The organism is Kitasatospora sp. NPDC088346 (assembly GCF_044740765.1).
Lineage (GTDB): Bacteria > Actinomycetota > Actinomycetes > Streptomycetales > Streptomycetaceae > Kitasatospora.
The window spans coordinates 90,327-113,547 of sequence record NZ_JBIURH010000017.1 but is presented as its reverse complement, the minus strand read 5'-3'; the positions used below and the strand labels follow the sequence as shown (position 1 = coordinate 113,547).

Annotated in this window: 18 protein-coding genes; 5 read left to right on the top strand and 13 right to left on the bottom strand. The window is 74.2% G+C overall.

The features are described from left to right. Positions 1-147: 147 nt before the first annotated feature. From ACIOFR_RS22490 to ACIOFR_RS22480, 3 genes are all read left to right on the top strand, one after another. Entirely contained in the window at positions 148-1,077 is a 930-nt protein-coding gene (locus ACIOFR_RS22490) for a sucrase ferredoxin (RefSeq protein ID WP_400999950.1), read from the top strand. A 276-nt stretch (positions 1,078-1,353) separates the two neighbouring features. Then, positions 1,354-1,755, top strand: coding sequence for a hypothetical protein (locus ACIOFR_RS22485; protein ID WP_400999948.1), 402 nt, complete (start codon positions 1,354-1,356; stop codon positions 1,753-1,755). Between the two features lie 99 nt (positions 1,756-1,854). Then, a complete protein-coding gene (locus ACIOFR_RS22480; RefSeq protein WP_400999946.1) occupies positions 1,855-3,111 on the top strand; it encodes a pyroglutamyl peptidase in 1,257 nt (418 codons plus the stop codon). 47 nt (positions 3,112-3,158) lie between these two features. Here the strand turns inward: ACIOFR_RS22480 and ACIOFR_RS22475 are convergent, their stop codons facing one another. The 6 genes from ACIOFR_RS22475 to ACIOFR_RS22450 all read right to left on the bottom strand — a co-directional run bounded on the left by ACIOFR_RS22475 (position 3,159) and on the right by ACIOFR_RS22450 (position 10,285). Then, entirely contained in the window at positions 3,159-4,811 is a 1,653-nt protein-coding gene (locus ACIOFR_RS22475; protein ID WP_401000008.1) for a cation acetate symporter, read from the bottom strand. 8 nt (positions 4,812-4,819) lie between these two features. After that, complete coding sequence (locus tag ACIOFR_RS22470) at positions 4,820-5,425, bottom strand: DUF485 domain-containing protein (RefSeq protein ID WP_400999944.1); 606 nt, start codon at positions 5,423-5,425, stop codon at positions 4,820-4,822. A 163-nt stretch (positions 5,426-5,588) separates the two neighbouring features. Continuing rightward, positions 5,589-6,380, bottom strand: a complete 792-nt coding sequence (locus ACIOFR_RS22465; protein WP_400999942.1) for a response regulator — start codon at positions 6,378-6,380, stop codon at positions 5,589-5,591. Then, complete coding sequence (locus ACIOFR_RS22460; protein ID WP_400999940.1) at positions 6,350-7,510, bottom strand: sensor histidine kinase; 1,161 nt, start codon at positions 7,508-7,510, stop codon at positions 6,350-6,352. Before ACIOFR_RS22460 ends, ACIOFR_RS22465 begins: the two co-directional genes overlap by 31 nt. A gap of 32 nt (positions 7,511-7,542) precedes the next feature. After that, a complete protein-coding gene (locus ACIOFR_RS22455) occupies positions 7,543-8,022 on the bottom strand; it encodes a DUF1453 domain-containing protein (protein WP_400999938.1) in 480 nt (159 codons plus the stop codon). 151 nt (positions 8,023-8,173) lie between these two features. After that, on the bottom strand, positions 8,174-10,285 hold the full coding sequence (locus tag ACIOFR_RS22450; protein ID WP_400999936.1) for a type IIA DNA topoisomerase subunit B: 2,112 nt from the start codon (positions 10,283-10,285) through the stop codon (positions 8,174-8,176). A gap of 507 nt (positions 10,286-10,792) precedes the next feature. On the opposite strand from ACIOFR_RS22450, the gene ACIOFR_RS22445 reads away from it, so the two are divergent. Next, a complete protein-coding gene (locus ACIOFR_RS22445; RefSeq protein ID WP_371499623.1) occupies positions 10,793-11,023 on the top strand; it encodes a hypothetical protein in 231 nt (76 codons plus the stop codon). A 209-nt stretch (positions 11,024-11,232) separates the two neighbouring features. Here ACIOFR_RS22445 and ACIOFR_RS22440 read toward each other — a convergent pair whose 3' ends face one another. The 7 genes from ACIOFR_RS22440 to ACIOFR_RS22410 form a co-directional block, all read right to left on the bottom strand. Then, positions 11,233-12,111, bottom strand: a complete 879-nt coding sequence (locus ACIOFR_RS22440) for a S1 family peptidase (RefSeq protein ID WP_400999934.1) — start codon at positions 12,109-12,111, stop codon at positions 11,233-11,235. Positions 12,112-12,343: 232 nt separating this feature from the next. Further along, positions 12,344-13,963, bottom strand: a complete 1,620-nt coding sequence (locus ACIOFR_RS22435; protein ID WP_400999932.1) for an RNA polymerase sigma factor — start codon at positions 13,961-13,963, stop codon at positions 12,344-12,346. A 543-nt stretch (positions 13,964-14,506) separates the two neighbouring features. Beyond that, on the bottom strand, positions 14,507-15,382 hold the full coding sequence (locus ACIOFR_RS22430) for a FadR/GntR family transcriptional regulator (RefSeq protein WP_400999930.1): 876 nt from the start codon (positions 15,380-15,382) through the stop codon (positions 14,507-14,509). Between the two features lie 177 nt (positions 15,383-15,559). After that, positions 15,560-16,420: a hypothetical protein gene (locus tag ACIOFR_RS22425; RefSeq protein WP_400999928.1), complete on the bottom strand. Its 861-nt coding sequence runs from the start codon at positions 16,418-16,420 to the stop codon at positions 15,560-15,562. A 2-nt stretch (positions 16,421-16,422) separates the two neighbouring features. Beyond that, positions 16,423-17,937, bottom strand: a complete 1,515-nt coding sequence (locus ACIOFR_RS22420; RefSeq protein WP_400999926.1) for an ATP-binding cassette domain-containing protein — start codon at positions 17,935-17,937, stop codon at positions 16,423-16,425. Positions 17,938-18,139: 202 nt separating this feature from the next. Further along, positions 18,140-18,883 (bottom strand): NUDIX domain-containing protein, encoded by a 744-nt coding sequence (locus ACIOFR_RS22415; protein ID WP_400999924.1) that lies wholly within the window; start codon positions 18,881-18,883, stop codon positions 18,140-18,142. Positions 18,884-18,970: 87 nt separating this feature from the next. Next, positions 18,971-21,043, bottom strand: coding sequence for a glycogen debranching N-terminal domain-containing protein (locus tag ACIOFR_RS22410; protein WP_400999922.1), 2,073 nt, complete (start codon positions 21,041-21,043; stop codon positions 18,971-18,973). A gap of 861 nt (positions 21,044-21,904) precedes the next feature. Here ACIOFR_RS22410 and ACIOFR_RS22405 point away from each other — a divergent pair. Further along, positions 21,905-23,218: an alpha/beta fold hydrolase gene (locus ACIOFR_RS22405; RefSeq protein ID WP_400999920.1), complete on the top strand. Its 1,314-nt coding sequence runs from the start codon at positions 21,905-21,907 to the stop codon at positions 23,216-23,218. Positions 23,219-23,221 lie beyond the last annotated feature (3 nt).

Genomic DNA, 23,221 nt, shown 5'->3' with positions numbered 1-23,221 from the left:
CCGGTCGAGTGCCCACCCCCTGCCGCCGTACCGAACGCCGCGCCGGCCGGGGGCCCGGTCCGGCGCGGGTCCGGCGCGGGCCCGTACCGGCTCCGCGCCGGCTCTCGGCGCGGAGCCCGGCACCCCGGCGCGGGTAGGGTTGACGGGGTGAGCACCTGCACAACGCTGTCGCGCGAACTGACCGAGCCGCTGGGTGCGACCGCGGCGACCGCGACCACCTGGTTGCTGCTGGAGCAGGCGGGCCCCTGGGGGGCGAAGGCGCTCACCGAGAGTCACCTGGACCGGGAGCTGGGGCGGGCGCTGGACCTGGCCGCGGCCGGTACCGGGGTCCGGGTCGCGCTGATCCGCCGGCCCGGGCGCCACGCGGACCTGCGGCCCGAGGCCGAGCACGAGGTGATCGTCGCGCACACCCGGCCGGATGCCTCGTGGGTCCGCCGGCTGCGCGTGGCCGCCCCCGCCACGCTGCTGGACCTCGACTTCGCCGCCCTCGGCGCGGGCCGCCACGACGGGGTGGGCACCGAGCACCGCGGCGATCCGATCGCCCTGGTGTGCACCAACGGCCGCCGCGACCGGTGCTGCGCGGTGCTGGGCCGCCCGCTGGCCGCCGAGCTGGCCGCCGCCGGCCACACCGAGGTCTGGGAGGTCACCCACCTGGGCGGTCACCGCTTCTCCCCCACCATGCTGGTGCTGCCGTACGGCTACGCGTACGGGCGGTTGAGCGGCGCCACCGCCAAGGAGGTGCTGACCGCGACGGCGAACGGGCACACGGTGCCGGAGTGGTCGCGGGGGCGCTCCTGCTGGGAGCGGCCCGGTCAGGCGGCCGAGCAGGCGGTGCGCGAGCTGACCGGCGAGAGCGGGGCCGAGGAGCTGACGCTGCTCCAGCGGGCCGACGGCGAGGGCCGGTGGGCGGTCGAGGTGGCGCACCGGGACGGGCGGCGCTGGCGGGTTTCGGTGGTCGCCGGGGTCAGTGAGCCGCCGCGGCCGGAGAGCTGCGGGAAGGCACCGGGAACGCCGGTGCGGATGGAGGTCTCCTCGGTCGAGGCGGTCCGAGCGGCGCCCGGCCGGACCGGGCTCTGATCGACTCCTGGCCGGACCGGGCTCTGATCGACTCCCGGCCGGACCGGGCTCGTCGAGGCGGGCGGACAACGGATTTCACCATCCGTTGTCCGCCCGCCCCCGTTCCCGGCCCGTCACCGATGGCCGGTCCACGGCCGTCGGCACCTCACCCGCCGCCCGACCGAACGTTCCGGCGCCGCTTCAAACGTGAGACAACCCACAGTGACCAGTCGGTCACAGATATGACATGCTCGCCACAGAAAGCCAACCGGCTCTGATTCAAAGGAGAACAGTGCCATGATTTCGCGTATCGCAAGCCTGGTGGCGGCAACTGCCGGAGTCCTCGCCCTGACCGTCGGCCCATCCGCCGCTGCAGCCCCGGCGGACACCTCCTGTCCCACCCTGGCGAACACCCCGTGCGCCTGGCATCAGCCCGCCGGCACGGGCGCCGGCATCATCGGCTCGGCCCGGATCAACGCCGCCAGCAGCCAGCTCACCCTGCTGCGGGTGGAGGTGAAGGTCCAGCGCGCCTGGGGCAGCCCGTGGGAGACGGTCGCCTCGGCCACCCGCATCCAGACCGGCTCGATCCAGCTCAGCACGCCGGCCGTCACCACCGACTTCCTCACCCTGGTCTGCGCCACCGGGGGCCCGGCCGGGCGGGCCGAACTCCAGTCGACCACCTGCACCAACCCGCACTGACGCCCAGTCACCACGGCACGGCGGGACCGGTCGCAGGATGTCCTGCGACCGGTCCCGCCCCCTGCCCACCGGAGAGGTGCAAGTGTAATGTCACACGGCATGAAACCCTCACGTCATCTCCCCCTGGCCGCCGCGCTGCTCAGCGCGGCGGCGGTGCTGGCGGCCCCGCCGGCCCACGCGGACACGGGCACCCCGGCCGGCTGCCGCACCACGGCCGCAGCACCCGACCGCGAACAGGGCAGGCTCCGCGACCCGCGGACCACCGCCCTCGTCGACCGGGCCGGGCTGACCCCCTTCACCGCCCGCTTCCCGGCCGCCCTGTGCAGCGTCCGGAACCCGGCCGAGGCCGAGCAGCTGCTGGACTCCTGGGGCCAGGCGCTGTGGCAGTCGGCGGTCGGCCGCGCCCAGGGCCGGCGGCCCGGCGGTGACCTGGCGCCGGGCGACGACCGCCCGCTGTACTGGACCAGAGTCACGATGACCGCCCAACTCGCCTCCTGGCAACCGGCGTTCCCGGTCGACGGCACGGCGCTACGGGCCCGCTTCGAGGACGCCTCCCGCGGACTCACCGACAACGGATTCAGCGGAACGCCCGGCGTGCGACGGCTGTTCATCAGCGGGTTCGACCCCTTCGGCCTGGACGGGGACGTCCGGACGGCCAACCCGTCGGGCTCGGCCGCCCTGCGGCTCAACGGCCGCAAGGTGACCCTGGCGGACGGCGGCACCGCCGAGATCCGCGCCGTCGTCCTGCCCGTCCGGTACGAGGACTTCGACCGCGGGATCGTCGAGCGCGCCTTCGGCCCACGGATGGCCGGCGGACCGCGGTCGGCCGACCGGATCACCACCATCAGCCAGGGCTACCCCGGGCTGTTCACCCTGGAGGCCTGGGCCGGCCGGGCGCGCTCGGCGGACCCGTACCCGGACAACCAGGGCGCGCTCTCCGGGGGCAGCTACGACCACCCGGTGGACGCGCCGGGGCTCGGCCCAGGAGCGGAGTTCATCGCCACCACCCTGCCGACGGACGCGATGACGGCAGCCACCCAGAGCCCGTACCCCGTCCGGCTGAACACCGAGGTCAGCGAGATACCGGCCGGCCAGACCGACCCGGTGGACCGGGCGGACGGGCCGACGCCCGGATCGCGCGCGGTGGCCGGCGGGGGCGGCGGCTACCTCTCCAACGAGGTCGCCTACCGGAGCAACCGGCTCCGCCTGGAGCTCAACCCCGCCCTCCCCGGCGGACACCTGCACACCCCGGTGCTGACCGGCCTGCCCGCGGACCGGAACCGGCTCACCGGGCCCGAGTTCGAGCGCAACGAGAACGAGATCACGGCGGAGATCCTCACCATCCTGACCGCTTGAGCACTCCGACCGGACGGCCGGCCGACCCCGCTGACCGGGCGCCGGTGTCACACCGCGCCGGCCCCCGTCAGCGACCGGACCTCCAGCTCGGCGTACCGGTCCGGGTCCGGCCTCTCCCGCGAGGTCACCGTCCCGAGCCAGCCCGCCAGGAAGCCGAGCGGGATCGACACCAGCCCCGGGTTCTCCAGCGGGAACCAGTGGAAGTCCACCCCCGGCACCAGCGAGGTCGGCGCACCGGAGACGACCGGCGAGAACAGCACCAGCAGCACCGCGGGCACCAGCCCCCCGTACACCGACCAGACCGCGCCCCGGGCGGTGAACCGCCGCCAGAACAGGTTGAACAGCAGGGTCGGCAGATTGGCCGAGGCGGCCACGGCGAACGCCAGCCCGACCAGGAACGCCACGTTCAGCCGCTGGGCGAACAGGCTGAGCACGATGGCCAGCGCACCGATCACCACCGCGGAGATCCTGGCCATCACCACCTCCTGCTGCTCCGTCACCTCCCGCTCGTCCGGGCGGCGCCAGGCCCGGGCGTAGAGGTCGTGGGCGAAGGCCGCCGAGGAGGCGAGGGTCAGCCCGGCGACCACGGCGAGGATGGTGGCGAAGGCGATCGCGGAGATCAGCGCGAACAGCACCACGCCCGCGGTGGAGCCGGCACCCCCGCCCAGGTCGAGCGCGAGCAGCGGGACGGCGGTGTTCCCCGCCGGGTTGGCCGCCCGGATACTCGGCGCGCCGACCAGTGCCCCCGCCCCGAGCCCGAGCACGACCGCCATCAGGTAGAAGCCCCCGACCAGGGCGATGGCCCAGATCGTGGAGCGCCGGGCGGCCCGCGCGGTGGGGACGGTGTAGAAGCGGCTGAGGATGTGCGGCAGCCCGGCCGTGCCGAGCACCAGCGCGAGACCGAGGCTGACGAAGTCCAGGCGGCTGGTCGGGCTGCCGCCGTACCGGAGTCCCGGTTCGAGGTAGCGGGCGCCCGCTCCGCTGCGGTGGGCCGCGGAGCGCATCAGCTCGGCCACGTCGCCGTGGAAGCGGGCCAGGACCAGCACCGTCAGCAGGACCGAACCGGCCAGCAGCAGCAGCGCCTTGACGATCTGGATCCAGGTGGTGGCGCGCATCCCGCCGACCGTGACGTAGACGATCATGAGGGCGCCGACCGCCACGATGGTCCAGGCCTTGGCCGCGGCGCTGTCCGTACCGAGCAGCAGCGCCACCAGGCTGCCGGCACCGACCATCTGGGCGATCAGGTACAGCAGGGTCACCACCACGCTGGCCGTGCCGGTCGCGGCCCGCACCGGGCGCCGGTTCATCCGGACCGCCAGCACGTCGGCCAGGGTGTACCGGCCGGCGTTGCGGACCAGTTCGGCGACCAGCATCAGCACCAGCAGCCAGGCGACCAGGAAGCCGATGCTGTACAGCACACCGTCGTAGCCGTAGAGCGCGATCAGACCGGTGACGCCGAGGAAGGAGGCGGCGGACAGGTAGTCCCCCGACAGTGCGAGGCCGTTCTGCAGCGGACCGAAGCCGCGGCCGCCGACGTAGAAGTCCTCGGCGGCCTGGCCCCGGCGGCCCACCCAGAGGGTGATCGCCAGGGTGACCAGGACGACCACCGCGAAGAGCGCGACCGCCAGGCCGTGGTGCGGGCCGGTCGGGGCCGGCGAGGAGGCGGCGACGGGGGTGACCGGGGCCGCGAAGGAGGGCACGGTGCCGGTCACCGCAGCTGGTCCTGGGTGTCCCAGCGCAGTTCCAGCGCCGCCCGGTCCCGCTTGGTACGGGCGTTGCGGGCGTAGAGCCAGGTCAGCGCGAAGGTGGAGGCGAACTGCAGCAGCCCCAGCAGCCAGGCGACGTTCACCGGCCCGGCCAGCCGGACGCGCATCAGCCCGGGCGCCGCGGCCTGGGCCAGCACGTAGAGCAGGTACCAGCCGAGGAAGATCCCGGTGGCCGGGAAGGCGAACCCCCGGTAGCCGCGGCGGATCTCCCGGAACGCCGGGCTCTGCTGCACCGCGCGGTAGACCTGGCCGGCCTCGACACCGGCGTGCGGGCCCGCGGGGGCGGCCGGTCCGGCGGGAGTGGCAGCCCGGGCGGGGACGGCCGGTCCGGCGGGAGCGGAGACCGCGACCGGAGGTCGGGCGGGGTTCGCCGGAACCGCCGCAACGGCCCGGTCGCACGGGTCCGCCCGGCCCACGGCGGTCGCCTGCCGGGCCGCGGCCGGCGCCGCCGCGGCGGACACCCGGCCTCCGGTCCGGCCTGCCGCCGTGGTCGCCGTACGCCCGGCGGGCTCGGCGGCCCACCAGTCGAACCTCTCCTGTTGTGCCACTGGAGCTCCATGGCCGGGACGCTCCGCGTGGGGGGCGGGCGTCGGGTTCGCCGCCGGAGGGAGTGCTTCCGGTCACGCGCTGACCGGACCAGGATCCGCCGCCGGCAGCCCCTCCGGGCCCCGATGCAGATACGTTCACCCAATCAGGTGAGGGCCCGTCAGATCACGAACTGGGTCGGATCCCGTGCCGGAACGCGTAGGCCACCGCCTGCGCCCGGTCGCGCACGGCGGTCTTGGCGAAGAGGTTGTTGATGTGGGTCTTCACCGTCGCCGGGCTGACGTAGAGCCGCTGGGCGATCTCGGTGTTGGAGAGGCCCTCCGCGATCAGCCCCAGCACCTCGGCCTCCCGCGCCGTGAGCCCGTCGGGCAACGCGGGCCCGGACGGCGTTCCCGGGCCGGACGGCGCCGGCGATCCGGCCGGTGCCCGGTCGGCCCCGGCTGTCGCGGCGGTCCCGGCCGTCCCGGAAACCCCGGGCGCGCCGGCTGCCCCGGCCGTCCCGGAGAGCCGTTCCAGCAGGCGCCGCTGCACCTGCGGCGACAGCCCGGCGGCCCCCGAGCGGACGTCCGCGACCGCCCGGGCGATCTCCTCGGCGCCGGCGTCCTTGGTCAGGTAGCCGCGCGCTCCGGCCTGCAGCGCCGGGAAGAGGGAGTCGTCGTCGGCGTAGGTGGTCAGCACCACCACCTCGGTGCCCGGGTGCCCGGCCCGGATCCGCCGGGTCGCCTCGACCCCGTCGCAGCGCGGCATCCGCAGGTCCATCAGGACCACGTCGGGCGCCAGTTGGGCCACCAGGGTCAGGGCCTCCTCGCCGTCCCCGGCCGCGCCGACCACCTCGATGCCCGGCAGCAGCCCCAACAGCATCACGATCCCCTCGCGCACCACGGTCTGATCGTCCGCCACCACCACCCGGACCGGCCGCTCCGCACTCACGTCGGCACCCTCAACCGCACCCGCCATCCGCCGTCCACCTCGCCCGCCTGCAGTTCTCCGCCGAGCAGTTCGGCCCGTTCGCGCATTCCGAGCAGACCGTACCCGCCCCCGTCGGCCGCCGACCCCTCGGGCGGCCCGCCGCGCGGCGGCCGGGTGTTGCGGACCTCCAGCTCCACCTCCCGCACCCGGTAGGCGATCCGGACCGTGACCCGGCCGCCCGGCGCGTGCCTGCGCGCGTTGGTGAACGCCTCCTGAGCGGTGCGCCGGACGGCCAGTCCGACCTCCGCGGCGAGCGGGCGGGGGGTGCCCTCGACGGCGAGCTCGGCCCGGTCACGGTCGGCGAGCTCCACCAGGAACTCGGCGACCGGGGTGAGTTCGCCGCGCAGGGCGGACAGCGCCTGTCTGGTCTCGGCCAGCCCCTCCTGGGCCATCCGCCGCGCCGCCACCACCCGGTCGCGCACCTGTTCCCGGTCGGCGCCGCCGTCCAGCATCAGCCGGGCCGCCTCCAGGTGGACCAACTGCGCGGAGAGGCTGTGGGCCAGCACGTCGTGGATCTCCCGGGCGATCCTGGCCCGTTCGGCGAGCGCCGCGGACTCGGCCTCGGCGGCCCGCGCGGCCCGTTCCTGCCGGAGCAGCCGGCGCTGGGTACCGCGCGCCTCCGCGTCCAGCCGCAGCAGCCAGCCGAGCAGCCCGAGGCCACCGGCCGTGGCCAGCCCGGCGAGCAGCGGTTCGCCGCCGAGCATCGCGTAACTGCCGAGTGCGGCCAGTGCGGTCGCCGCGCCGGCCACCGGCGGCAGCCGGGTCAGGGCGGTGACCCCGAGCCCGCACCAGATGATGCCCGCCAGCACGTCCACTCCGCCCTCGCGGGCCAGGACGGCCACGATCAGCAGCGCGGCGGCGCAGGCGAGCGCCCCCCGGATCCGGCGGTGCCGGGTGGCCCGGTGGAACAGCACGGCGAACAGCACCGTCTGGGCGAGCCAGGCAGCGGTGACCACCGCCGCCCAGCCGGTGGCCCGGTCACCGGAGAAGCTGCTGGAGACGGCCACCGCGAGGAGCGCCAGCCGGCCCCCGACGGTGAGCGTCCGCCGGGCCCCGGACGGCGGCTCCCGGTCCGGGGCGTCGGCGGCGGGCCAGCGGGTCCAGGTCTCCAGGGGCACCTCGGGGTCCTCTCCGGTCCGGGGGTCGTTCTTCAGGCGGGCACGCGGTACGACTGCTCCACCCGCGCGGCCCTCCAGTTCACCACCAGGCCGCGGACCAGCAGCAGGCCGGCCAGCGAGAGCAGCAGCGCGCTGCTGCTCTGCCGGACGTGCAGCGCGGCACCCAGGCCGTACCAGCCGAGCCGCAGGACGATCATGCCGATCCAGGCGGCCACGGTGGCCTTCGTGCCGCGTGCCCAGAGCGTGCCGTCCTCCTCCCGCCACAGCCGGACGGTCCAGCCCCAGACGCAGCCCATCGCGAGCACGGTGAGCACCGAGGCGGCCAGCAGGCCGACCGCCTCCACCCGGTGGGCCGGGTCGATCAGCTGCCGGTCCCGCAGTGCGAGCACCGCCAGGATCACCGGCAGCAGCCAGAACCGGCGCTCGGTGTCCACCGCGCGCGGACGCAGCTGCCTGGTGACCACCAGGGCGATCACCGCGAGGACGACGAGGACGTTGACGAGGCCGATCATGGCCGGTGCTCCGTTCGGACGGGGTCTGACGACCCCTGTGACGCTACGGACCGGAGCACGGCGAGTCCTCGGAGCAGGGGTGGAACGGCGAACGACGAGGGCTCTCCACCCGGGGGTGGAGAGCCCTTCGAGCCACGGCGGCTCCGACCGGTCAGGCGTCGATGCGCGAGCGGTCGAGGGTGGCGGCCGAGTTGACGATGAAGTCCCGGCGGGGCGCCACGTCGTTGCCCATCAGCAGGTCGAAGGCCTTCTCCGCCGACTCCAGGTCGACCAGGTTGATCCGGCGCAGGATCCGGTGGCGCGGGTCCATGGTGGTCTCGGCCAGCTGGTCGGCGTCCATCTCACCGAGTCCCTTGTAGCGCTGGATCGGGTCCTTCCACCGCAGTCCCTTGCTCTGGAATCCCAGCAGGGTGCGGCGCAGCTCGGCGTCGGAGTACGTGTAGTGGTACTTCTCCTGGCCGCGCTTGGGGTTGGTGAGTTCGATCCGGTGCAGCGGGGGGACGGCCGCGAAGACCCTGCCGTTCTCGACCATCGGGCGCATGTAGCGCTGGAAGAGCGTGAGCAGCAGGCAGCGGATGTGCGAACCGTCGACGTCGGCGTCGGCCATGAAGATGACCTTGCCGTAACGGGCCTGGTCGATGTCGAACGAGCGGCCGGAGCCCGCTCCTATCACCTGGATGATCGAGGCGCACTCGGCGTTCTTGAGCATGTCGGCCACCGAGGCCTTCTGCACGTTGAGGATCTTGCCGCGGATCGGCAGCAGCGCCTGGAACTCGGACTTGCGGGCGAGCTTGGCGGTGCCGAGCGCGGAGTCGCCCTCGACGATGAACAGCTCGCTGCGGTCGACGTCGTCGCTGCGGCAGTCGGCCAGCTTGGCGGGCAGCGAGGAGGTCTCCAGCGCGGTCTTGCGGCGCTGCGCCTCCTTGTGCTGGCGGGCCGCGACCCGGGTCCGGGCGGCGGCGACGATCTTCTCCATGACCGCGCGGGCCTGGACCTTCTCGTCCTTCTTGGTGGAGGCGAGGAAGGACTTGAGCTCCTTGGCGAGCACCGCGGAGACGATCCGGTTGGCGGCCGAGGTGCCGAGCACCTCCTTGGTCTGGCCCTCGAACTGCGGCTCGGCGAGCCGGACGGTGACCACCGCGGTGAGGCCCTCCAGGGCGTCGTCCTTGGTGATGTCGTCCTCGGCGACCCGCAGCAGCTTGGCGGAGCGCAGCACCTCGTTGACGGTCTTGGCGAGCGACCGCTCGAAGCCGGTGACGTGGGTGCCGCCCTTGGGGGTGGCGATGATGTTGACGAAGGAGCGCAGGGTGGTGTCGTAGCCGGCACCCCAGCGCAGGGCGATGTCGACGCCGAGCGTCCGGGTGACCTCGGTGGGCGTCATGTGGCCGAGCTCGTCCAGGACGGGGACGGTCTCCTTGAAGGTGCCCTCGCCCTGGAGCCGCAGCACGTCGCAGACCGGCTTGTCGGGGGCGAGGAACTCGCAGAACTCGCCGATGCCGCCGTCGAAGCGGAAGGTCGCCTCGTCGACCTTGTCGCTCTCCGTCAGCCGTTCGTCACGGACGACGATGGTGAGGCCGGGGACGAGGAAGGCGGTCTGCCGGGCACGTGCGTGCAGGCTCTCCAGCGAGAGTCGGGCGTCCTTGAGGAAGATCTGCCGGTCGGCCCAGTAGCGGATCCGGGTGCCGGTCCGCCCGCGGGGGGCCTTGCCCTTCTTGGTGAGGCCGTTGGCGGCTTCGAAGGGGGCGTCCGGGCTGAGCTCGGTGAAGATGCCGGGGGTGCCGCGGCGGAAGCTGATGGCGTGGGTGTGGCCGCTGCGGTCCACCTCGACGTCCAGCCGGGCGGAGAGCGCGTTGACCACGGAGGCACCGACGCCGTGCAGGCCGCCGGAGGCGGCGTAGGAGCCGCCGCCGAACTTTCCGCCCGCGTGCAGCTTGGTCATCACGACCTCGACGCCGGACAGCTTGGTCTTCGGCTCGACGTCGACCGGGATGCCGCGGCCGTTGTCACGCACCTCGACCGAGCCGTCACCGTGCAGCAGCACCTCGATCCGGTCGCAGTAGCCGCCGAGCGCCTCGTCGACCGAGTTGTCGATGATCTCCCAGAGGCAGTGCATCAGACCGCGGCTGTCGGTCGAGCCGATGTACATGCCGGGCCGCTTGCGGACGGCCTCCAGGCCCTCCAGGACGAGAAGGTGCCGAGCGGTGTAGTTGGAGCCGTCCTCCCCGGCGACCAGAGCGGACGGCACGGACGTTTCAGCACTCACTCGCTGCACTCCTCAATGACGTTCTGACTCGGCTGACCGGATGGTGCGGCCGCCCCGGGGGGACGCCCCGCCCTCTCAGCAACTGAGACACCGGCCTCCCGGCTCCGTCGGGCTTGTACGCGCTGCGCGAACAAGACCTTCGCCGGGGCCGGGTGCTCCAGGGTGCCATCTCCACCTGACACCACGGTTCCTGGCGGGCCGTAGAACCGGGAGCAGGCGGCGGAGCTGCTGGGATGCAGGCTATCGGGGCCCGGGACGGGGCTTATGCTCCAACCCAGCAGAGGATTATGCTACGCGGACCCCGGACATCGCTTCGCTAGGACGTTCGAGGCCGATCGGCGGGTCGTCGGATTCGGTAGGCATGAACCACCGGAGCCCGGGGCACGTCCTCATCAACAACAAGACTGCAGAATCCTCGAACCGAGAAAAGCCACGAGCGGGAACGAAATCGACCTGGTTGGATGTTGACCCTGGTACGACAGCTCGTCGAGCTAGAGAAGAGGCGACGTGACTACTGTTCTGACCCCTGCGAGCCCGCTCACCGCGGCTGAGCGCTGCGACCGGTGCGGCGCCCAGGCCTACCTGCGCGTTGTCCTCGCGAGCGGCGGAGAGCTGCTCTTCTGTGCCCACCACGGGCGGAAGTTCGAGCCTGAGCTCAAGAAGATCGCCGTGGAGATACAGGACGAGAGCGGTCGGTTGACCGCGACGCCCGCCACGGCCGGCGAAGACGAGCGCTGACGCTCGCCCCGACGAGCTGAATCGGTCTTCAGGGCCGATGGGCCGGTCGACAGGCTTCCCAGCCTGTCGACCGGCTCTGGCGTTTCTCCGGCACCTCGGGTGACGACCGGCTCACTCACTGACGCCGCATCGGGTGGCCTTCGCCACACCAGCGGTGGCCACCCGGGACGCCCGGCCGACCGGGCCGCCGACCGGCGGTCGACCCTCGGTCACCGCGCCAGCACGGAGCGCACGTCGTCGGCCACGGCCGCGATCCGGGTGTAGACGCCCGGGTGGACGGCCTCCGCGCAGCCGGTACCCCAGGAGACCAGCCCGGCCAGCCGGCCGGCCACCACCAGCGGGCCGCCGCTGTCGCCCTGGCAGGCATCCTTCCCGCCGTGCTCGGCCGCCGCGCACACCATCGTCCGGGCATCGAAGACGCTCTCGGCACCCGGCGGGTACGCATGGGAGCAGTCCGTGTCCGGGATGATCGGCACCTCGACCTCGCGCAGCGTCGGCGAGTACCGGCCGCGGCCCGTGGTGTCGCCCCAGCCGAAGACCTGCGCCGTGGTGCCGGGCGCGTACGGCTCCGTCTCGCCCTGGCCGACCAGGTCGATCACCTCCCGGCCGGTCTGCGGTTCGGTGAGGGTGAGGACGGCCACGTCCCGGTCGTTGGTGACGAAGTCGTACCCCCCGTCGACCCAGACGTCGCGGACCGTGACCTCCTTGCCCTGCCGGCCGTTGAGGTCGTCCCGGCCGAGGATGACGCGCAGGCCGGGCCGGTCGGTGCGGCGGCCCGTGCTCTCGCTGTAGAAGCAGTGCGCCGCGGTCACCACCTTCGTCGCGGAGATCAGCGCGCCGCCGCAGAACTGACCGGAACGCGCGGTACCGAACTGCTCCCGGCTGGACAGCGCCACCATCCACGGGTGGTCCTTGGTCGCGGCGTTCCATCCGCCGACGATCCGGCGCTGCGCGGCGGCCGGCGCGGCCGATGCCAGGGTCAGCAGCGGGGCGGGCAGGGCCGCGAGGGCGAGGAGGGCGACCGCCCGGCGGGAACGGCCGGCGGTGGCCGGCGAGTGTCGGGGCGGGTGGGCGTCCGAGCTGGGCAACACCGGGTCTCCCAAGATGGTTCGACAGCAGCCAACCGGCACAGCGTAGTCGAGCGACCACGCTGCGTACCGTAGGCGCCCGGCGGGCCACCCGGACGAGTGATCACCGGACCGCCCCCGCCGCCGCCCCCGCGAGCGCGCGAACGCCGAGCATGCGGACGCCGAGGAGCCCGGCACGCCCCTCGATCAGGGGTGTGCCGGGCTCCTCGGTAGGGCGCGGGGCCCGGGCCGCTTAGTCCAGGTAGTCGCGCAGCACCTGGGAACGGGACGGGTGACGCAGCTTGGACATGGTCTTCGACTCGATCTGGCGGATGCGCTCACGGGTGACCCCGTACACCTTGCCGATCTCGTCGAGCGTCTTCGGCTGACCGTCCGTCAGGCCGAAGCGCATCGAGACGACGCCCGCCTCACGCTCGCTGAGCGTGTCCAGCACGGAGTGCAGCTGCTCCTGGAGCAGGGTGAAGGAGACCGCGTCGGCCGGGACGACCGCCTCGGAGTCCTCGATCAGGTCACCGAACTCGCTGTCGCCGTCCTCGCCGAGCGGGGTGTGCAGAGAGATCGGCTCGCGGCCGTACTTCTGGACCTCGATGACCTTCTCGGGGGTCATGTCGAGTTCCTTGGCCAGCTCCTCCGGGGTGGGCTCGCGGCCCAGGTCCTGGAGCATCTGGCGCTGGACGCGAGCCAGCTTGTTGATGACCTCGACCATGTGCACCGGGATGCGGATGGTGCGGGCCTGGTCCGCCATGGCGCGGGTGATCGCCTGCCGGATCCACCAGGTCGCGTAGGTGGAGAACTTGTAGCCCTTGGTGTAGTCGAACTTCTCGACCGCACGGATCAGGCCCAGGTTGCCCTCCTGGATCAGGTCCAGGAAGAGCATGCCGCGGCCGGTGTAGCGCTTGGCCAGCGAGACCACCAGGCGGAGGTTGGCCTCCAGCAGGTGGTTCTTGGCCCGGCGGCCGTCCTCGGCGATGATCTCCAGCTCGCGCTTCAGCTTCGGCGCGAGCTTGTCGGCGGCGCTGAGCTTGTCCTCGGCGAACAGGCCGGCCTCGATGCGCTTGGCGAGCTCGACCTCCTGCTCGGCATTGAGCAGCGGGACCTTGCCGATCTGCTTGAGGTAGTCCTTGACCGGGTCCGCGGTGGCACCGGCGACGGCGACCTGCTGGGCCGGCGCGTCGTCCTCGTCGTCGTCGGAGAGGACGAAGCCCTCCGACTCCTCCTCGGGCTCCGCCTCGGCCTTGTCGGCCGGCAGCGCGACCTCCTCGACGAGCAGCTCCTCGTCGCCGGTGAGCGCCTCGTCACCGCCCTTGCCCGCGGCCTTGGCCGTGGTGGTCTTCTTGGCGGCGGTCTTCTTGGCGGGAGCGGCCGCCTTCTTCGCCACGGCCTTCTTGGCCGGGGCGGGGGCGGCCTTCTTCGCGGTGGCGCCGATCTCCGTGACCGTCTCGACGACGGTGACCTCGGCGGCCGCGGCAGCGGCGACCGCCGCGGCGGACGGGGTCGCGGACGGCGCGATCCGCACCGGGGGCTTGGTGGGGGCGGACGGCGTCCGGGTGGTGACCGCCTTGGTCGCCGTGCGCTTGGTGGTGCTCTTGGCCGCGACGCTCTTGCGCTTGGCGCCTGCCGGCTCGGCGGCGCTGACCATCAGATCCACCCCCTCCTCAATCAGCACCTGGTTGAGGCTGCGCATGACGTTCTTCCACTTGGTGACCGGGATCTGGTCCGCCTCGAACGCATGGCGCACGTCGTCACCGGCGATCTGCCCCTGGGCCTTGCCCCGCTCGATGAGCGCGAGCAGAGCCGCGGACTCGGCAATCTCGGGGGGGAGCGAACGGGATGTGCTGGCCGACACGAACAACCTCTCGGACGATGAGTGGACTAGAACCCCGGCCCGGCTGCCCGGGACGGCGGACTCCCGTACCGACACGACAGCGCGCGGTGACGGATCCGACGACTCGGGGGTGGGGACGTGGACTGGGTCTTGAGAACGGCAGCAGCGCCGCAGACCAACACAGCATTCTGACATGCCCGTGTTGTTCCGGAGCTGCTTCCGCTCCGTACACATCGCTGCCGCCCCTCAAGTGTTACGCATGCTCTTCGTGGCGCCCGTCACATCGCGGCGCGGCGGATCACCAGGGGCTGTTCGGGGGTATCCGGAGGGCCGTTCGAGCGGCCCGGGGGCCCGAACGGGGCCGGAGGTGGCCCACAGGCGGCACAGGAGGCCCCGGGAGCCCTCGCCGGCACCCTTGCGCGGGTACTGCGCGCGGCGGGGCCGGGGCCGCCCCGGGAAGGCCCCGGGAACGGCCACGGGAACGGCCACGGGAACGGCGACGGCCCTTCGGCCGCCCGGTCGGGCAGCTGAAGGGCCTGGTGCGGTCTCCCGCGGAGTCCGTCGTCCCCGTCAGTGCTCGCGGGGAGCCGGGACGGACGGCTCGACCTCCGCCGGGTGGACGGTGAGCAACGCGCGGATGGCGGCCTCCGCCGCCGTCCCGTCCCCGGTGCCGAGCGCGTCCACCAGCCGGACGTGCAGGCTCAGCGAGGGGTCGCAGGGGCGGTCACAGGTGGTGGTGGGGCCGCCGGACACCTGGAGGGCACAGCCGACGATGCCCGAGAGGTGCTCCAGCATGCGGTTGCCGGCCATCTGCAGGATCAGCCCGTGCAGCTCCGCGTCGGCGCGGGCGTAGCTGACCACGTCGCCCTGGGCGCCCGCGTGGCCCATGATCTCGGTCAGCTCGACCAGCCGGTGCTGGACGTCCTCCCGGCCGTGCCCGGCGGCCAGCCGGGCGGCCAGCGGCTCGATCGCCCAGCGCAGCTCGAACAGCTCGCGGCGCTGCTCGTCGCGCTGCGGGCCGAAGGCGCGCCACTCGATGATGTCCGGGTCCAGCAGGTTCCAGTCGCCGACCGGGCGGACCCTGGTGCCGACGTTGGGGCGGGCGCTGACCAGGCCCTTGGCCTCCAGCACGCGCAGCGACTCGCGGACGACGGTGCGGGAGACCTCGAAGCGCTGGCCGATCTCCTCCGGGACCAGCGGGCGGTCCGCACCGAGGTCACCGGAGACGATCATCTGGCCGAGCTGCTGCACCAGTTGGCCGTGCAGGCCCCGGCCGCGGCTGCTGGTGGTCTTGCGGCCGACCCTGGAAAGGTCCGACTCGGCGCCCTCCCAGCGCGGGGCGGGCGGGGTCGGCCGGTCTGCGTAGGGGAAACGGTCCAGCTCGCCGGGGCCGATCGCGTCGGCCGGGCGGGCTGCGGTCATGGTGGGGTGCGCAAGGGTACTCACACGTCCTTTGTCGGCGATCGGGGGGTCCGCCTTGAGGATTCTCGTGAAAAGCACACGAAAGGGTGATCGCCCGTGACCGGATAATTGACTTCTTATCAGGCAGAAGTCACCATTTCGGACTGGCGATCTGAACGATCCCTGACAGGCAGTCACCGCGCGGCGGCGACTGCCCGGTGATCACAGGGCGCGTCGGCGGATCTGCACCAGCACACCCGCCAGCACCAGCGCGGCCGCCGGCACCGCGAGCGCGACCAGCAACCCGGCCGCACCCGCCGACGGCAGCCCGGCGGGCGCACCCAGGTGGAGGACGCCGCCGAGGCCGGCCCCGAGGTCCACTCCGTCCAACTGCTCCAGCCCGTACCGGAAGGGCATCAGCTCACGGGCCCACACCGGCCAGCCACCACCGTACTGACGCAGCGCCAGGCCCACGGCCGGTGTCAGCAGCACGGGCAGCGCCGCCAGCAGCAGCACGCCGGCGGCGGCACTCCGCACCACCGAGGCGATCAGCAGCCCGGCCCAGCCGCTGAGCAGGACCAGCGCGGCGAAGGCCGGCAACGCCTGCACCAGCGCGGCCGGCGGCGCGGCGGCGAAGTGCTCGGGACGCAACAGCGCTGGGTCCGCCAGCACCGGGACCGTCACCCCCGGCGGCAGCGCGAGCCCGACCACCAGCGCGTCCAGCGTCAGCGTGACGACCGCCAGCAGCAACGCGACGGGGACCAGCACGACGAGCTTGGCCGCCACCAGCGCGAGCCGCCGCCCGAGCGTCACCCGCGACGCCGGCAGCCCCGGGTGGCGCACCTCATGACCGTACGAGAGCGCGCCCAGCACGCCCGCGCCGAGCGCGGCGAAGGACAGCGGCAGGAACGGGACCAGGGCGGTGACGGCACGGACGGCGTCCCGGGCGGCGAGCGGGCCGTCGGGCAGCCGAAGGGTGAGCACCGCTGCGGTCGCCGTGTTGCAGGCCACGACGGCGGCCACGATCAACCAGGTCGAGCGGAGGCTGCGCAGTCGGCGCACCTCGTAGGCAAGTACGCGCACGGTCACTCACTCAGCTGGTCGGGCCCGGCGGACGGGCGGGCGGCGGGGTGACTCGGGTGGCCGGTGTGGCCGGTGTGGCCTGTCGGGGCGGCGGGAGGGGCCGGAGGGGTGGGTGCGAGGGGCACGACGGGGGTGATGGGGCTGATGGGGCTGATGGGGACCACGGGGGTGATGGGGTCCGGGTGCTCTGTGCGGGACTGGCGGCCCGGGCGGTCGAAGTGCGCCAGGCTCTCGAACGCGTCGAAGTGGTCCAGCCGCTCAAGGGGGTCGGCGAGGCTCGCGCGGTCGCGGTGGTCCGCCGGCTGGTGCCGGTCCGCGTGGTGCGGCCGGTCGGCGTGGAGGGGGCGGTCGCTGAGGTGCGGCCGGTCCGTGTGGTCGGCCGCGGCGGGTGCCGCCGACGACAGCGAGACCGGGATCAGGTCGGGGTGGCCCGGCTCGGACAGGGGCTCGCGCGGGGCGGGGGCCGAGGGGTGGACCGACGGCATTGGCATTGGCATTGGCATTGACGACGGCGTCTCGGTCTCGCCGGTCGGCCGGGCGTGGCGCCTGGCGCGCTGCTGGTCCTCCGCCTGCGCCTGGAGCTGGACCTGTCCCGAGCGCCCGGAGACGGTCGGCAGGGTCGGGCGCGGGACGGGCTGCTCGGCCACGCGGTCGGCCAGCTCGTGCAGCAGAATGCCGTGCCGGTAGGCGAGTTCGCCGATCTCGGTGCGGCCGATGCCGCTCACCGCGATGCCGGCGGTGCCGTCCGGACGCACCTCGGCGCCCTGATTGACCAGCAGATCCGCGAGCCGGGCGATCTGAGGGCCGCGAACGGCGGTCTCGCAGCCCAGCCTGGTCCGGCGGAACTCGGTCACCGGCTGGTCGGCCACCAACCGCCCCTGGTCCAGGGTGATCACCCGGTCGGCCAGCGCCGCGGCCTCCTCCGGGCTGCGGGTGGTGGCGAGGACCGTCCCGCCCGCCACGGCGAAGGAGCGGAAGAAGGAGTGGAACCACTCCACGCCGCGCGGGGAAAGGCCCTCGGTGGGGGCGTCGAGCACCAGCGTGCCGGGGCTGCCGAGGAGTGCGCCGGCCAGCGCGAGCCGCCGGTTCATCCCGGGCGAGAAGGAGCGCAGCCGCTGGTCCGCGACGGTCGCCAGCCGGGTCTGTTCCAGCAGTTCGTCCGCCCGGCGGGCCGGGACCCCGACCGCGGCGGCAAGCATCAGCAGGTGGCTGTGAGCCCGCCGCCCTGGGTGCCCCACCGGCGGGAACTGCCGGGCCTCGCCCGGGCCACCGCCCGCGAACAGGACCCCCACCTCGCGCTCCGGCCGGCGCAGCGTGCGGTAGGTGCGGCCGCCGAAGAGGGCGACGCCCTGGCCGCGTTCGAGCTCCACCATCAGCCGGAGCGCGGTGGTCTTGCCGGAGTCGGCGGCCCCGAGCAGCGCGGTGACGGCACCGGGCCGGGCGTCGAAGGTGAGGTCGAGCAGGGCGGGTGGGCGTCCGCGCCGGTAGACCTTGGTCAAGCCGGTGGTCTGGATCATCGCTGCGTGCTCCCATGTCCTCGTCCGACCGGGTCTGCGAGGCACAGGGGGTGTCCCCGTGTGCCTGCGCGAGCACACTAGGACGCGATCGCGTCGAATTCGGGCATTACGGATGCGTGGGGGACGGCGTGGCCCGGCAGCTCACTCGATCAGGGGACCGGCGGTCCGCCCGGAGGGCGGCACCCGTCCGCCCGGGTGGCGGTCAGGCGTCCGGGCGGAGCATCGGCGGGTTGAGGACGGTGGCGCCGCCGGCGGTGAAGAGCTGTGCCGGGCGGCCGCCCTGACGGGTCGTGGTGCCTCCCGAGGGCAGCAGGAAACCCGGGGTGCCGGTCACCTTGCGGTGGAAGTTCCGCGGGTCGAGGGTGACGCCCCAGACCGCCTCGTAGACCCGGCGGAGCTCGCCCACGGTGAACTCCGGCGGGCAGAACGCGGTGGCCAGCGAGGAGTATTCGATCTTGGAGCGGGCCCGCTCGACACCGTCGGCCAGGATCTGCCCGTGGTCGAAGGCCAGCGGGACGCCGTCGGTCGGTGTGTGGCCGAGCAGTTCGCCGACCGGCGCCCACCGTGCGCCGCTGGCGTCGCCGCCGGGGCGCGGGGTGGGCAGGTCCGGTGCCAGCACGAGGTGGGCGACACTGACCACCCGCATCCGCGGGTCGCGCTGGGGGTGGCCGTAGGTCGCCAGCTGCTCCAGGTGCGCGCCGGCCGACGCCTGGCCGGGTGAGGAGGAGGCCCGCAGGCCGGTCTCCTCGGCCAGCTCGCGGGAGGCGGCCTCGGCCAACCCCTCGTCGGGGCGCACGAAGCCGCCGGGCAGCGCCCAGTAGCCCTGGAAGGGCGCCTCACCTCGTTTCACCAGCAGTGCGCAGAGCGCGTGCTCGCGAACCGTCAGCACCACCAGGTCGACTGTGACTGCGAACGGGGGGAAGGCCGACGGGTCATAACGCGACATGGCGACGATGATAGTCGTCTCTCTGACGATAAGCACAGAGCGCCGCCGCTCGGATGCGGGCGCCCGCCCAGGTGGTGCGCCTCCGGGTCAGCCGGCTCCCAGCTGGAGGTCCTTCGACGCCTCCTCCACCACGGCGACGCCGATCCGGCTCACCCGGACCGAGAAGGGCTCGTTCGCCACCCGGAGGCCGGTGAGCTGGAGCATCCCCAACGGCGCGGTGCTGGCCGGTCGGACCGCCACCCGGCCGGCCGGGACGTCGGGGCGGACGCCGGCGAGAGAGAGCACGAGGTGCACGGCGGCAGCGGCGGCGACCGCGGCCGGGCGGCATGCCGCCGGGTGCGGCGCGGGCGGGCAGTCGGCCACCCGCTGCTCTCCGGCGTACATCTCGGGAAGCCTGCCCTCGAAGCGGCGGGCGGCGTCCAGCAGCCCTTCCAGGAGGACTCCGGCCTCGCGCTCGAAGCCCGCCTCCGCGAGTCCGGACACCGCGAGCACCGTCTCGTGGACGCGGACCGCGCCGCTGCGGTGCCCGAGCGGGTTGAACCGGGGGGACTTGGCGCTCAGCGTACGCAGCCCCCAACCGGCGTCCATCTCCGGGGCGGCCAGCCGCTGGGCCAGCACGCGGGTCTGCTCACGGTCGAGCAGGCCTTCATGAAGCTCGCCCTCCCCGGCCAGGCCGCGGTCCAGCAGGTGGACGAAGGAGGCGGCGACCGCGGGCATCGTCCGGCCGCCGGCGAGCAGGGCCGCGGCCGGGCGCCCCCCTGACAGGTCGTCGATCCAGAACTGCTCCCGGAATCGTTCCCGCAGCCGGGCCGCCCAGGCCCGCCACTCCTCGGCGCCGGGGCGGCCGAACGCGGCGAGCAGGTCGGCGCCGTGCAGGGCGGCCCGGTGGGCCTGGGCCTGCACCTCGCACCTCGCGGCAGCCGGGCGGGCCGTCCGGTCCTCCGCGGTACGGCCCAGGTCCGTGACGAACCCCTCGGGGCCGTCCACGCCGTCCCCGAGGGCGCCGCGCAGCGCGCCGAGGGCCCGCTCCGCGGCAGGCAGCAGCTCGGCCACCTCCTGGGACGGCAGGCCCCACCGCCAGGCCTCGGCCAGCAGGGTGACGAACAGCAGGGTGGCCTCAGTGGCCATGCAGGTGGGCGGCAGCTCGGGGCCTGCGTGGCGGAGCGGGCCGGGGATCAGCCCGTCCGGACGGCCGCCCGGGCCTGCTTCCACCGGGCTGCCGGGGGTGGCGCCGTCGGGTCCGGCCGCGGTGACCGGGGGCGTCGCGGCGCCCGTCGGCGGGCCGGGCGGACTGCCGGGCCCGGTTGGCCCGGGAGGCCCGCCCAGGTGCTGGCGCCTGGCGAGGGCCCGCAGGGTGCCCGCCGCCAGGCGGGTGCCCAGTGGCAGGGTCAGCCGGGCGGCCCAGATCGCGTCCGCCGGGGTCATGCCGAATCGCCACGGCGCACCGGAGGCCGCGTACAGGTCCGTCGGCCGGTCCGGGTCGGCGATCAGCAGGCCGCCCAGGGTGTCCAGGGAGCGTGCGACCAGTTGCACCGCGCGGGCGTCGTCACTGCGCACTTCCGGTTCGGCCCAGGGCAGGGGCACGCCCGGTCCGCGCCCGGTCGGCGGGCGCACCACCGCCGGGCCGGACTCCAGCTCCGCGCGCAGTTCGACCGACCAGCGTGCCCCGGCCTGGACCTCCAGATCCCAGCGGAGCACGCCGGCCCCGGCCAGGACGGCGTGCGGGGAAGGCTGGGCGGACACCGTCGCGCTGCGGCCGTGGCCCGCCCAGCGCAGGCCCGCGGACTGCACCTGACCCGGAAGGTCGGCCGAACGCCGGCCGGCCGCGACGTCGGTGAGCAGGCCGAGGTCCGTGCCGAGGGTGATCTCCAGCGGGAGGCGGGCCGGCCGGGCGCCGGTGTTGCGGACGGTGATGCTCTCCGTCCCGTCGGCGTGCCGCAGCCGTTCCACCGTCAGCGCCGGGTCGGGATCGGGATCGCCGGGGAGGCGGAGCGCGCCGAGGAAACGGGCGGCGGCGGCCGAGGTGAGCGTGCCCTGCAGCGGCATCGGCTCCATCCCGCCGAGCCGGACCTCCATCCGGGCGAGGGTGCGGACGCCTGCCCGGTAGAACCCGTGCAGACCGTGGCCGCGGAGCTGCCCGTCGACGCCCGAGGAGGCCATCGCGGGTGCGTTGACGCACAGGACGGAGTCGTGGGTGGAGACCTGCTGGGGCCTGGGCGGCGGGCCCGGCTGGCGGGGCGGGGCCGCGGCCGGGTGGTCGGGCCGGGGCCGCGACGGGCCGGTGGGCGGCGGGGGTGCCTGGTGGCTGGCCGGCGGCGGGTAGGGGGGTGGCGGGTTACCGGCCGGACCGGGGCCCGTGGGACCGGCGCCCGGCGGAGGAGGTGTCGCCCGGGGCTGCTGGTGCGGCCGGGCGGCCGGCGCCGCGGGTGGTGCCGCGCTCGGCCCGACCTGTGGTCCTGCCTCTGCCGGCCTCATGCTGGTCACCGGGCTCTCCTCCCCTTGCTCGACCGGTCTGCTCGTTCTCGTCGTCTCCCGGCCCCGAGCCACGTCGGCTCGCGATCGGTACTGCCCTGTCGCTCCTGCGGCTGTACCGGTGCCGGATCCGGCCGTCGAGCCGCGGCCGTCCCGGAGAGTACAGCTCCCGGCACGGTCCGTGCCGCCTGCGACGGCGGCGGGCTCTCGGGCCTCGGCTCCGCCTCCGCCTTGCGGCGGGCGGAGTGTCGGCGGCTGCTCGACTCCGGTGGCATCCCGCAGAGTGAACGCACCGCACCTGCCCCAGGTCACGCCGGTCCGGTGTCCCTCTGCCCGGCCGCCGCGCGCACCTCGGACCCCACCCGACCGCCGGTGGCACCCGGCGTCCTTGCCCGGAATCACGCGGCTCCGGGCGCCTCCGGCCGTGACCCGGCCGCGGCAACCCGTGTGCGCCGCCAGGATACGGTGCGTGGGCGACGGCGCCCGCACCGGAGACCCCGGCGGAGGCAGCCGAACCAACCCTGTGACCAGCACGGACCGAGGAGTTGCATGTCCACCACCAGCCGGCTGCCCGGAATCGTCACCACCGATCACGTCTTCCGGGTGCCGCTCGACCACCAGCGGCCCGAGGGCGAGCGGATCGCGGTGTACGCCCGCGAGGTGGTGGCCGCAGGTCGCGAGCACGAGGACCTGCCGTGGCTGCTGTTCCTCCAGGGCGGCCCCGGCGGGAAGGCCGGGCGGCCCCACGGCCGGGAGGGCTGGCTGGCCCGGGCACTGGACGGCTACCGGGTGCTGCTGCTCGACCAGCGCGGCACCGGCCGCTCCACCCCCGCCGGGCGCCAGACACTGGCACGCCGCGGCGACGCCCGCCGGCAGGCCGACTACCTCGCACACTTCCGCGCCGACTCGATCGTCCGGGACGCCGAGCTCATCCGGCGCCTGCTGCTCGGGGAGGAGGGGAGGTGGAGCCTGCTCGGGCAGAGCTTCGGCGGATTCTGCGCCCTGACCTACCTCTCGCTCGCGCCGCACGGCCTGCGCGAGGCCTTCGTGACCGGCGGCCTGGCCGGCCTGCGGACCTCGGCCGACGACGTCTACCGCGCCGCGTACCCGCGGGTCGCGGAGAAGAACGCGGCGCACTACCGCCGCTACCCGCAGGACGCCGAGACGGTCCGTCGGATCGCGGCGCACCTCACCCTGCGGCCGGCCGAACTGCCGGACGGCGGCCTGCTGACCGTCCAGGCGTTCCAGGCACTCGGTCTGCTGCTCGGCGGCGGTGGCGGCTCGCACAGCCTGCACTACCTGCTGGAGGAGGCCTGGGTGGAGGGCGCGGACGGGCCCGAGCTCTCCGACACCTTCCTGGCCGGTGTGCAGGCCCAGGTGTCCTTCGCCACCGGGCCGCTCTACGCGGTGCTGCACGAGTCGATCTACGGCCAGCGCTCGGTGGACCCCGGCGGCACGGGCTGGGCCGCGGAGCGCGTTCGCAAGGAGTTCCCCGAGTTCGACGCGGCGCAGGCGCTGGCCTCGGACGCCCCGGTGCTGTTCACCGGGGAGATGATCTACCCCTGGATGTTCGAGACCGACCCGGCGCTGCGGCCTCTGAACGAGACGGCGCAACTGCTCGCCGAGCGCACGGACTGGCCCGACCTGTACGACCTCGGTCGGCTGGCGGCCAACGAGGTGCCGGTGTTCGCCGCGGTCTACCACGACGACATGTACGTCGACACCGCGGACTCGCTGGCCACGGCGCGGGCGGTGGGCAACGTACGGACCTGGGTGACCAACGAGTGGGAGCACGACGGGCTGCGGGTGAGCGGTGGCGCGGTGCTCGACCGACTGATCCGGATGGCGCGCGGCGAGCTGTAGCCG